Origin of the sequence: uncultured Methanobrevibacter sp. (assembly GCF_937881195.1) — an archaeon.
Taxonomy (GTDB): Archaea; Methanobacteriota; Methanobacteria; order Methanobacteriales; family Methanobacteriaceae; genus Methanobinarius.
Map to the genome: position 1 here is coordinate 109,316 of NZ_CALGFC010000025.1, position 12,753 is coordinate 122,068.

Genomic DNA, 12,753 nt, shown 5'->3' on the forward strand with positions numbered 1-12,753 from the left:
GATTATAAATAAAAATATTTAATTATTAACTCATAATTAGATAAAAAAATGATAAATGAATAAGATTTGAGGTATAATGATGATTGATAATTTTGAAGAATTAAAAAACAAAGCAGTGGATTATAAACAAGAAATTAAAAGAGAAGGTTTATCTGTTACAATAGGAGATTCTGAAGAAAATTTTAGGATTTCTGGAATTGGTGAAAAAGCTGTCAAGATAGAAAAATTTATTAAATATGAAGATATGATTGAAGCTTCAGAGCTTGGCAGAGATGATAGTCTTGAAGTCCTTATAAAAAAGGTTATTGAGAATTTTGAGCCATCTGAGGATGAAGAATAATTTTCAATAAAGATAATAATTAGAAATTTTTAGAAATAACTGTTTAAAATTAAAATTTTAATCAAAATTTATAATAAAATTTTAATTATTAAATCAAATCTATAAATTAATTATATTTTGCTCATTATCATTGTTATTATTAATAAAATAATATTTAAAATTAAGATTTCTACCTAAATAGTTTTTAATTTTTATTTGAATTAGGAAAATCATAATTTTAAAATAAAAATATATAAATTAAATATGCTATTAAAATAACAATTATTACTGGAGCTAACCATCTTAGGACTTTATATGCAATATATGCTAAAAAAAGACATACTAAAATAATTAATATATTTCCAAGTGTTATCATATATAAGAATATGTTATTGGTTAATATAAATCTTTTTAATAAAATAGGTTATATTTTAATAGAAATATAAATTTCTAATAAAATTAACATTTTTTAAATTTTATTTATTTAAGAAAGTATATAACTAATTTTTATTGCATATTGTTTTAAAAATTTTCGTATTATAATTGTTTTAATAAACTTTTAGACACTAATGGGTTATTATATATGAATTCAAATTGTTTAATTGTTTTATAATAAATTTTACTTATTATATTTTTTAATATTATAATTTTATTTAATAGGTGTCATCACATGTTTAACCCATCGGAATTTATAAAAGAATCCATTGAAAGTATCAAAAATGAAATTAATGGTGAAAAAACAATAATTGCCTTATCTGGCGGGGTCGATAGCTCAGTATGTTCTGTTTTAGTTAAAGAAGCTATTGGGGATAATTTAGTTGCAGTTTTTGTTGATCATGGCCTTCTTCGGGAAGGAGAAGTTGAAGAAGTCTGTAATATTTTTGAAGATAGGCTAAATTTTGTTTATGTTGATGCAAGTAATGAATTTTTAGAGGCGCTTTCTGGAGTAGAAGATCCTGAAGAAAAGAGAAAGATTATTGGAAAAATTTTTATAGATGTTTTTGAAAGAGAAGCAGAAAAAATAGAAGCTAAATTCCTTGTTCAAGGTACAATAGCCCCAGATTGGATTGAAAGTGAAGGTAAAATAAAATCTCACCACAATCTTGCTTTACCTGGAGGTATGGTTTTAGAAGTTGTTGAACCTGTTCGTGATTTATATAAGGATGAAGTTAGGGAAATTGGTTTGGAATTAGGTCTTCCTGATGAACTTGTTTATAGGCAACCTTTCCCAGGACCCGGTCTTGCTGTTAGGGTTGTAGGAGAACTTTCAGAAGAAAAATTAGAAATCTGTAGAAAAGCAGATAGTATTGTTCGTGAAGAAATAATCAAAAATGGTATTGATAAAGATTTATGGCAATATTTTGCAGTTTTAACAGATACTAAAGTAACTGGTGTAAAAGGAGATCAAAGAGATTTTGGTTATTTGGTTGTTTTGAGAATGATTGCATCTGTAGATGCTATGACTGCTTATGTTCCAGAATTGCCATGGGATGTTGTTAGAACTATATCTAAAAGAATTACTTCTGAAGTTTCGGAAGTTACTCATGTTTCATTATCTATAAGTGATAAACCACCAAGCACAATTGAATTTGCTTAAATATTAAATGGTTATTAATTTAAAAATCTTATTATATATTTTATTATTAATTATATTAAAATTATATTATATTATTATATTATATTAAAATTATATTATATTTTATTATTAATTATATTATTAATTATATTATTGACTATATTATTGACTATATTATTAATCATATCAATATTATACATTATTTGTGAAGATAATTTATATTTTTATGATATGGGGACAATTTATAGTTTTATGGATGGACTTTAGTGGTATCATGGAAGATAAAGATTTTAATTATTGTATGTATTGTGGTGAAAAAGTTTCTGCAGGGGTTACAAGGTGTGAACATTGTGGAGAATGGTTAGGAGATAATTCTGTTTCAAGAAATCATATTCCAAACAATTATGTTTCACAAGAAAGATTGAATAATAATAATATGGAACTTGAAAACCCTATTAAAAAAGAAGTTATAGATACTAAATCTTTAAAAAATACTAAAAATGATTCATCAGATAATAAGAAGAATATTGAATATTCAAACGCTATTCCAATAAGAAGATTATTTTTATTGTTATTTTTAACAATGGGGCTTTATGGCTTTTATTGGTTTTATAAAAATAGCTGTTATTTAAGAGATGATCTTGGCCATGATAATAGTCCTGGATTAAGAACTATCTTATTATTAATTCCAATACTTAATATTTTTGTTTTCTATGATTTATTATCAAAAATAAATAATAATATTGAAAAAGAAGGAATTGAGTCATATTCTCCATCATTAAATACATTAATAATGATATTTCTAGGCCCAATTAGCATTTTTAGCTTTTGGGTTTTCATAAATGTTCAAGAAGTTATTAATGAACTTTGGAGATTTAAACAGCCTAATCTTCCTGTAAGAAGAACATTTAGTGGTTCAGAGAGGATTGTATTATTTTTTGGAATATTATTGTGGGTAATTTACATTTTTATTATATTCCCAATGCTTATGGTAATTTCAGGTTCAGTTTAAATTATTTTATTTAGTTTATTGATTAAGAAATCAATTTAAAAAACTAAATAAATTTTCAATTTTGATTAGTGTTATGATTTAATTTATATAATTTATAATTTAGAAATATTGTATTATATGATTTGATATATTAAATTATAATTTAAAATACCAGTGCTTATTTTATTTAAAAAGATTTAATATATAATTTGATTTTTTATTTTTATTCAAGTTGGTTTTATTAATGGAATTACTTATTATACAATCCCAAGAACATGAAACTCTTCCTTTGGCTGAGTTAAAAGCTGTTTTATCTACTGAAAATATTGATTGTGAACTTGAAGTTATTACTCAAGGTTTAATTTTATTAAAATCACTAGATGAATACGATTTTTACAAAAATTATAAAATATTAGTTAGAAGATTAGCTTACACTCATGAAATTCATGAGTTGATATTTAGGACAGAATTAAATAATCTTGAAAATGTTTTTCAAAATGTTAATTGGGAGAGATATATTGAAAAAGATTTTGTTGTTAGAATTAAACGATTTGAAAAAGTTGATATTGATACAACCTCTATAGAACGAAGATTAGGTCATTTAGTTTTAAATTCTGATAATTCTAATGAAGAAAACAAATTTAAAGTAAATTTAAAGGATCCAAACTCATTTATTAGGGTTGTAGCTACAAAAAAAGAAGTTTTTACAGGGCTTGAAAGATTTAAACTAAACAAAAAACATTTTCAAAATCTAAAACCTCATAAACGCCCTTTCTTTTATCCAGGATCCATGAGTCCTAAATTAGCTCGTTGTATGGTTAATTTATCACATATAAAAGAAAATCAACTTCTTTTAGATCCATTTTGTGGCACTGGTGGTATTCTTATTGAGGGAGCTATGGTTGGGGCTAAACTTATTGGTTCTGATATCAATTGGAAAATGAAGAATGGAACATTAATTAATCTTAATTATTGTAGGGATCTTGATTACTGTGATATTAATGAGACTGATTTTGAAGCTCACCATATTGATGTAAGAGAATTAAAGTTATACGAAAAAGTTGATGCAGTTGTTACTGATCCTCCTTATGGTATTTCAACTTCAACTGGTGGCGAAAAGAGTGGTAAGATATTTCATCAATTTTTAGAGTCAATTGATTATAATATGAAAGAAAATGCATATCTTTGTATTGCTCATCCTCATTATCTTGATATAGATCCTATATTGGATGAATTTGACTTTAAATTACTAGAAAGACATGAAATTAAAATGCATAAAAGTTTAACAAGAATTATTTCTGTTATATGTAAAATTAAGTAAAAATCAATATTTCTATTTTATATTATTTTTTGCATTTTTCAACTTTTATATTTTTATATTTTTCAACTTTTATATTTTTATATTTTTCAACTTTTATATTTTTTATATTTTTCCAATTTTTCTATTTTTATTCTTTATATTTTTAAATTTTTCAAAGGATATATATTTATATTATAGTTATTCTAAATATTATCATATTATATAAGATTTTTATTCCTGTCAATATTCTTAAAATTTAATAAAATAAATTATATTTTATCTAAATTAGAATATATTGTAGCTTATTGTATAAAAAGAGCTATTTTTTTATTTTATATTATATTATTTTATCATTTTCTTACTTATTTAAATAATATTTATATAAAATAAACTTAGTGAATGTTTGCTTTAAAATTGTTATTATGTAAAATGACTTTTAAGACTAATAGCTTAAAAACTTTTTTTAGAAGTAATGGCTTAAACATTTTTTTAGAAGTAATGGCTTAGACATTTTTGAGATAAAGGCTTAAAAATCTTTTATAATTTGTAATTTGGAGATGATAATTTATGCAATTTAAATATAAAAAACTATTTAAGGAATATTTTAGCAAGATTGTGGTTTTCACTATATTTTTTTCTTTGTTTGCTGTAGTTTCTATATCTTCTGTTAATGCAGCTAGTTATTCTGTTAATGAGACTTGGGATTTTGTAATGATTCAAGATTTGTTGGATAATACTAATGATATTACTAATTTGCATTTTACAAGCGATATTAGTGGTGTTTATAATAATATTATATTAACTATTAATAAAGCAGTTAGCTTCACCTGTGATGAGGGTGTTATTCTTAATGGTTCTTATAATGGTGGGCCGTGGGGAACTGCTTTTAATATTTTATCAAATAGTGTCAATATCACTGGTTTTACAATTATTGGTTATAATCAGGGTATTTCTACATATAATGTAAATAATATTGGGATTTTTAATAATAATATTTCAAATAATAATCATGGAGTTGATATTAAGAGTGCAACTAATGTTTCCATAGCTAATAATACTATTAATAATAACGAATTTTCAGGGGTCAATGTTAATTCTTCCAAAAATGTTATTGTTGATAATAATATTTTGGAAAGTAACTCTGGGGATTCAATTTTGGTTGTTTCATCTGATTCGGTTAATTTAAAAAATAATAAAATCAGAAAAAATAATGGAGATGGTATTTCAGTTAATAATTCCAGTTTGGATGCTTTAAATAATTTAGTCGAGGAGAATGGGGGTAATGGTATTAGCCTTAATTCTTATAAAAGTTCTAATGGTGCTAATATAAAAGATAATATTGTTAAAAAGAATAAAGGCAATGGAATTAATCTTGAAAACTTTTCTAAAGCTTATATTAATAATAATATTGTAGAGAGTAATGCTGAAGATGGTATTTCTATACAGGACTCTTCAAATGTAGATATTTTAAGTAATAATATTTCAAAGAATAATAATGGTATAAGTGTTGATTCTTGTGAAGATGTTAACATAAAGAATAATAAAGTGATAAACAATGTAATTGGTGTTTCTTTAGATCATTCTAAAAAAAGCAATATAGAAAATAATAATATTGAATCTAATAATAAAAATGGGATAAATATTTTTAATTCTATTAATTCTAAAATTATTAATAATAATATTAGAAATAATCAAGATTATGGGATTTTAGGTTCTGGAAATTATAATGATATTTCAAAAAACACATTAACCAATAATAAATATGTTGGAATAGACTTTGAAGGAAATAAAAATAATATTAAAAATAATATTATAATAAAGTCTTATAGGGGAGTTTTGTTGGTAGGATATGAAAATGTTATTACAAATAACAATATTAATGACATAGGGAACTATGGAATTTTGATTTATTATGATTCTAACTCTGTAATTTCCAACACTTTAAAAAACAATAAAATGGGGATTTATATTGATGGAATCAAAAATATAATTAGTAAAAATAAAATTAACACTAATTCTAATGGTATTTATATTAAAAGAAACTATAATTCATTATCTTCCAATTCAATTAATTCAAAAGGTAAATATGGAATAAAAGCTGCTGGATCATATAACAATTTCTTGAAAAACAAAGTTATTTCTAAAAGCTATGGTATTTATCTAAGTGGAAGTAAAAACAATTTAAAGTCCAATGAGATTTATTCTAAGTTTACTGGGATTTATATAAATGGTAATTCAAATTTGATTTCAAAAAATATTGCAGATAATAATAAAAGATATGGAATTGAAGTAAAAGGAAATAAGAATACAATTATAAAAAACAAATTATTTAAGAATAAATCTTATGCAATTAAGATAGTTGGAAAAATCAATAAAATTACTTATAATACTATATCTAAAAAGAAAAAACATGAAATATTGATATCTGGGAAGAAAAATGTTATTAAGGCAACAAAACTAGTGAAATAAATAAATGATGGATTATTATTTCATCATTTATTATTAAATTCTAAGTTTTTCAGTTAAATATAATATTCTATTTTTATTTTTTATTTTTTATTTTTATTTTTTATTAATAAATAAATATATTAACTTTAAGTAACATATTTTGTTTATAATAAATAATGATATCTCTTTTTAAGGATATTATTATCAAAACACTCATGATTTAGGAGATAAGATGAAAATAAAAGTATTAGATACTACACTTCGGGATGGAGAACAAACTCCTGGAATATCGCTCACTGCCAGTGAAAAATTAAGAATAGCTACAAAACTTGATGAAATTGGGGTTAATATTATTGAAGCAGGTTCAGCTATTACTTCTCACGGTGAAAGGGAAGCTATTAGAAATATAACAAGTGAAGGTCTTAATGCTGAGATAGCAAGTTTTGCACGTGCTGTTAAAATAGATGTTGATGCTGCTTTAGAATGTGATGTGGATAGTGTACACCTTGTTGTTCCTACTTCTAATCTACATATACAACATAAACTTAAAAAATCTAAGGAAGAAGTTTTATCACAAGCGATTGAAGCTTCTGAATATGCTCTTGATCATGGTTTAATAGTCGAGTTATCTGCAGAAGATGCAACAAGAAGTGATATGAATTATTTAAAGGAAATTTTTAATAGTGGGGTTGATGTTGGAGTACAAAGAATTTGTGCTTGTGATACTGTTGGAATGCTTACTCCTGAAAAATCTTATGAATTCTATAGTGAATTAAGTACTATAAAAGCACCTTTAAGTGTACATTGTCATAATGATTTTGGTTTGGCTGTAGCTAACACTCTTGGAGCAATTCGTGCTGGAGCTAGTGAATTTCACTGTACTGTAAATGGAATAGGGGAAAGAGCAGGTAATGCTTCTCTTGAAGAGATTATTGTTTCATTAAAAACATTATATGGTAAAGGTCAGAATTACACTACTGAAGATAATGGTTCATCAATTTATCAAACAGATATAAATATTCAAGAGTTATATTCAACATCAAAACTTGTATCACGACTTACTGGTGTTTATCTACAACCTAATAAAGCTATTGTGGGTGAAAATGCATTTGCGCATGAATCAGGAATTCATGCTGATGGTGTAATTAAGAATGCTGCTACTTATGAGCCTATAGTTCCAGAACTTGTTGGTCATAAGCGAAAATTTATTATGGGTAAACATATTGGAACTAAAGGACTAAAAAATAATCTCGATGAACTTGGAATTAAAGCTACTGATGAACAATTTAAAGAAATATTTGAAAAGGTTAAATCATTAGGTGATATGGGTAAGTGTGTTACTGATGTTGATTTACAAGCTATAGCTTATAATGTTCTAGAATTAAAAAGAGAACAGAAAGTTAAACTTGAAGAAGTTACTATTGTTTCTGGAAATAAAGTCATTCCTACTGCATCTATAAAACTTAAAATAGATGATAAAGATATTTTAGAGGCAGGAGTTGGTATTGGTCCTGTTGATGCAGCTATCGTTGCTGTTAAAAAGGGAATATCTGACTTTGCAGATGTTGAACTTGAAGAATACCATGTAGATGCAATCACTGGCGGAACTGATGCTTTAATTGATGTTATTGTTAAATTAAGACTTGGAGATAAGATAATTTCTGCAAGAAGTACACAACCAGATATTATTAATGCTAGTGTTGAAGCATATTTAAGTGGTGTAAACCGACTTTTAGAAGATGTAAAATAATAAATATTAAAAATGAACAAAATTCATTTTTTAATCTAATCTTTTATAATAATGGTGTTATCTTGGAAAATATAGATGATTTAGACCTTTTTAAAAATCTAGGGATTGAAGAAAGTATTGAGATAGTTGGATTTAAAGGAAAAATAGATGATATTTCAACTATCTTAAAAAAGGTTGATTCAATTAAGGATAATTGTTGTAATAATTGTATAATCCAATTGATGGATGCAAATGCAATAGCTGGAAAGAAACATCTTTTACATGGAGTTATTCATGCTATTTTATCTTTTAAAAGGGGTACAAATTTAGCTAATGATTTAGGAATTGAAGTAGTCTTGAGAACATCTGCTCAAAGACAAATATCAAAAGCTTTGAATGTTTTAGGATTAAAAGAAAAAGAAATGGACATAGCTATTGTTTTAATTAATTGTCCTGATTATTTTATTGAAGGGCTATCTGAAATATTTATTAGGGATGATAATGTTTTAAAACCAAAAACACCAATACTTAAAGATATTTATAATATTTCTGATGAAGAATTAGCTATTATGAATATTGGAGATATTTTAATTGATAGAACTTCAGCTTTAATAGTTGAGTTATAAATTATTTAATTATTAATTATTTTTTAATTATTAATCATTTCTTAAATATTAATTAATATTATTTATAAATCATATTTAGTTAATATACTAATAAAATTTATAATATTATAATATTATCATATGGGAATGCTATTATAGTAATTTGTTGTTATTATTATAATAATAATAATCATTCTTTTTAACAATAATGAAATTTATCATAATACATTATAAGAAATTTTATTATATATAATAAGAAAGTTTATTAAATTGAATTATATGAAAGTTTATTAAATGGAATGATAATATGGAAGTAAAAGCTTTTTATTTTAGCCCAACAGGGACTACTGAAAAAATAACTACAAAAATAGCACAAAAAGTAGCTATGGAACTTAAAACATCTCTAAAAAATGTAAATTTTACTAAAATTAATGATATTGATGAAATCCCAGAATTTTCAAAAGAAGATATTTTTATTTTAGGATTGCCTGTTTATTCTGGAAGAATTCCTAAAATAGTGGAGGAATATGTTTATAATTTAAAAGGGAATGCTACAAAAGCTGTTGTTGTAGCTGTTTATGGAAATAGGGATTATGATGATGCATTACTTGAAATGAGAAATATATTGGATGAAAATAATTTTAATGTAATTGCAGCTGGTGCATTTATTGGAGAACATTCTTTTACAAGTAAAGTAGCTACAAATAGGCCTGATGAAGCTGATTTAGATGAAGCAATAGCTTTTGGAAAATTAATCGCTTCAAAAGTAGATTTAATTGATGAAGATTCATCTGAAAGTATTAAAGTCAAAGGAAATTATCCTTATAAAGAAAGAGGAGTGTTACCATTAGTTGCACCGTCTACTAATGATAATTGCACATCTTGTATGGATTGTGTAGAAAAATGTCCTACAAATGCAATAAATACTGATGATCCATTAGAAACAGATCCCAATAAATGTATTATTTGTTGTGAATGTATAAAGATATGTCCTGAAAATGCGAAATTTAATACAGATGAAACTATTTTAGGGCTTGCTAAATTTTTAGAAGAAAATTTCTCAGAAAGAAGAAATTCTGAAATATTTATTTAAATTCTGAATTTAAAACAAGAAATTTAAATATTCCATAATAAAATTTAATCTATTCCAATATAATATTTAATTTATTCCAAAATAATATTTAGTTTATTCTAGAATAAATTTTAATTTTTAAATTTTATAATTTATTTAGATAATTATTTTTTATTTTCTTCTTCAAGGTATTTTTTTATCTTTTTTTCTTCCCATTCTTTTCCAAGTACTTTATTTTCAAATACGAAAATCCCTAAGAAATGGAATACTAAACCTATTCCCCATAATATAAGTGGGAATAGAAACCACCATATTCCTGGGGTGAAAATTAAGTTTATCATAAATAAAAAGAAGTTTATTATAATATATGTAATTAAATGGATATAAAATCCTTTTAAATCTTCTACTCTTTTTTTAGCTTTTTTATAAACTTTTTCATCATAATTTTCCATTATATCACAACATTAAAATCTATTATTATTTTTATTTTTAATGTTAAATATACCTTGCTTTAGTATAATTGTTATAAATAAATTTTATTAATTTTTAAACTTCTAATATTCCTTTTTCACATATAGATAATATGGAAATAGTTAATATATAATAAATAATCTGAATTGAATAATTATAAAAATAATTATTAAAATAAAACTTTCAATTTGGTTTAATAAATATTATTAAACCTATTTAAAATATGATATTATTTAAAAAATAAATAAAAAATAGGTAAAAATAGGCAAAACTAAATTAAAACTAGCTAAAACTAGCTAAAAATAAATAAAAAAATAAAAATAAATATTTACATAATTATATTTTTCTTCTTTATCGGAATTTTGTTTTTTTGTTATATATTAATGAACCTATGAGTATTAAAAAAAATATTGCTACTATTGGTAAATAATATATATCGTTTGTTTTTGGAGTATCTTGAACTATTGAGATTTCGCTTGCTTTATTATCTGAGTCTCCTCCTGAAGATCCACCTCCACTTTTTGAATTTGCGGATTCTATGTTTTTAGAATTTTCTCCAGGAGTCATTCCAGCTTTTGCGGTAATTGGTTTGCTTGATTCTTTTGGAGTATTGCTATATTCTTTATTAGAATTTTCTTGATTTATTTTATTATCATTATTTTGAACATTTTCAGATTCAGAACCTGTATCTGTTCCATCACCTGATTCTGGCTGAACACCATCACCAGATCCGGTTCCATTTTCGGTCCCACCACCAGTACTGTTACCAGTTTCATTTCCTATTCCAGAACCTGTTCCATTACCATTTCCTGTCCCATTTCCAGTTCCATTACTCTGTCCAGACTCTTCGCCATTTCCTTGGCCGTTCCCCTCATTAATAAAATTTTCATATTCTTCTTTGAGATCTTTTGTTAAAATATTTATTGTATATGTATCTAGTGTTACTCTTGCTGTTATTGTGTTATCTTGTTCTAATAGATTAATTAGTTTTTCACTATAGTCAACATATGCTGTACCATTTATTAATTGGGTTGAAACTAAGTCGTTTCCATTAAGTCGAAATTTAACTTCTATAGGTGGTATATCAGTTATTTTTTTTCTTCCTAAGTATATAGAAACTGAAAATTTGCCAAAACTATCTTTTGTGAGTTTAGCTTGAAGTAAAGTTACTTCAGTTAAAGGACACAAAGCTGCCATTGATAAATCATTGCTGCCCATCCAATTTGCTCCTAAAAGTATATTTGGGCAATCACATGGGCCTGCATAAATATTTCTATCTCCACTACCAAATATTGCATTTAAAGAAATATTTACTTGATAAAAATTATCATTTGTTTTAAAATTTTCTTCAAATAGTATGCCATTTATAATACTATAAACTATAGTATTTTGATTAATGTTCAGATTATCATTATTCTCTGAATTTATGATTAGTCCATAAAGATTATTATTAAAAACATTCCAATTAATAGATACATTTTCAATATTATTGTTTAAATATATCCCTGAATTTTGATTATTTTGAAAAGTATTATTTTTTATAAGAATATTCTCACAATCTTTAAGATACACTCCATTAAATGAGTTTTTAAATTCATTTTCATAAATATTAATATTAATACTATTAATCAGATAAATAGATGATTCTTCACATGAATTAAATAAATTATTGAAGATTTTTACACTTTTTGTGGTAGTTTTGTAATTATTAATAGTAATAATATTCCCATAAATATTTTCAAAATTAAAACCTGTTATATTTGTCCCTATAGCTGATGAATTTATTAAAAAGATTGTATTTAATGAATTATTAGGATTAGAGTTTTCAATTTTAGTGTTAACAGTACTTATGATATTTAATTTCTTATTTATTATTAGGGTCAAATTATTATATTTATCTCCTTTAAAATTTATTGTATCTCCATCATTAGAATTATCAATTATTCTTTGAATGTTTTCATTAATAGCAGAGTTAGGGCTATTATTAGAAATATTTGTCGAATTATCATATGAATTGCTAATAGAACCATAATTGGAACTATCTTCAATATTGATTGTTTTTGCAGATATTAGATTTATTGAAAAGAGAATCAGAAAAATAATTATTATTGTAAATATTATATTATTTTTTTTATTCATTTTTTCACATGTTTCATTGTTTTGTAAATTAGTATATAGTATTCTGAGGATTGATATAATACTAAATTAATTTACATATACTATTTTAATGTTATGAATATAT

Annotated in this window: 9 protein-coding genes and 1 pseudogene; 8 read left to right on the forward strand and 2 right to left on the reverse strand. The window is 24.1% G+C overall.

Annotated features, from left to right (window positions below; all coding sequences use genetic code 11):
• The first annotated feature begins 79 nt into the window (after positions 1-79).
• The 8 genes and pseudogenes from Q0087_RS04015 (at position 80) to Q0087_RS04050 (ending at position 10,061) form a co-directional block, all read left to right on the forward strand.
• Positions 80-340 (forward strand): hypothetical protein, encoded by a 261-nt coding sequence (locus Q0087_RS04015; RefSeq protein WP_297898390.1) that lies wholly within the window; start codon positions 80-82, stop codon positions 338-340.
• A 649-nt stretch (positions 341-989) separates the two neighbouring features.
• Positions 990-1,916 (forward strand): glutamine-hydrolyzing GMP synthase, encoded by a 927-nt coding sequence (gene guaA / locus Q0087_RS04020; RefSeq protein WP_297898391.1) that lies wholly within the window; start codon positions 990-992, stop codon positions 1,914-1,916.
• A 205-nt stretch (positions 1,917-2,121) separates the two neighbouring features.
• The gene (locus Q0087_RS04025; RefSeq protein WP_297898392.1) at positions 2,122-2,907 is read left to right on the forward strand and encodes a zinc ribbon domain-containing protein; all 786 of its coding nucleotides are present in this window, start codon (positions 2,122-2,124) and stop codon (positions 2,905-2,907) included.
• A 223-nt stretch (positions 2,908-3,130) separates the two neighbouring features.
• Positions 3,131-4,207: a TIGR01177 family methyltransferase gene (locus tag Q0087_RS04030; protein ID WP_297898393.1), complete on the forward strand. Its 1,077-nt coding sequence runs from the start codon at positions 3,131-3,133 to the stop codon at positions 4,205-4,207.
• Positions 4,208-4,753: 546 nt separating this feature from the next.
• On the forward strand, positions 4,754-6,655 hold the full coding sequence (locus tag Q0087_RS04035; protein WP_297898394.1) for a right-handed parallel beta-helix repeat-containing protein: 1,902 nt from the start codon (positions 4,754-4,756) through the stop codon (positions 6,653-6,655).
• Positions 6,656-6,863: 208 nt separating this feature from the next.
• Positions 6,864-8,384 (forward strand): annotated as a pseudogene (locus tag Q0087_RS04040) ((R)-citramalate synthase); the annotation flags it as partial.
• Between the two features lie 62 nt (positions 8,385-8,446).
• Positions 8,447-8,989 (forward strand): KEOPS complex subunit Cgi121, encoded by a 543-nt coding sequence (gene cgi121 / locus Q0087_RS04045; RefSeq protein ID WP_297898395.1) that lies wholly within the window; start codon positions 8,447-8,449, stop codon positions 8,987-8,989.
• 286 nt (positions 8,990-9,275) lie between these two features.
• Positions 9,276-10,061, forward strand: coding sequence for a 4Fe-4S binding protein (locus tag Q0087_RS04050; protein ID WP_297898396.1), 786 nt, complete (start codon positions 9,276-9,278; stop codon positions 10,059-10,061).
• A 143-nt stretch (positions 10,062-10,204) separates the two neighbouring features.
• On the opposite strand, the gene Q0087_RS04055 is transcribed toward Q0087_RS04050, so the two are convergent.
• Both Q0087_RS04055 and Q0087_RS04060 read right to left on the reverse strand, forming a co-directional pair.
• Complete coding sequence (locus Q0087_RS04055; protein ID WP_297898397.1) at positions 10,205-10,492, reverse strand: 2TM domain-containing protein; 288 nt, start codon at positions 10,490-10,492, stop codon at positions 10,205-10,207.
• A gap of 370 nt (positions 10,493-10,862) precedes the next feature.
• A complete protein-coding gene (locus tag Q0087_RS04060) occupies positions 10,863-12,650 on the reverse strand; it encodes a hypothetical protein (RefSeq protein ID WP_297898398.1) in 1,788 nt (595 codons plus the stop codon).
• Between the last annotated feature and the right edge of the window lie 103 nt (positions 12,651-12,753).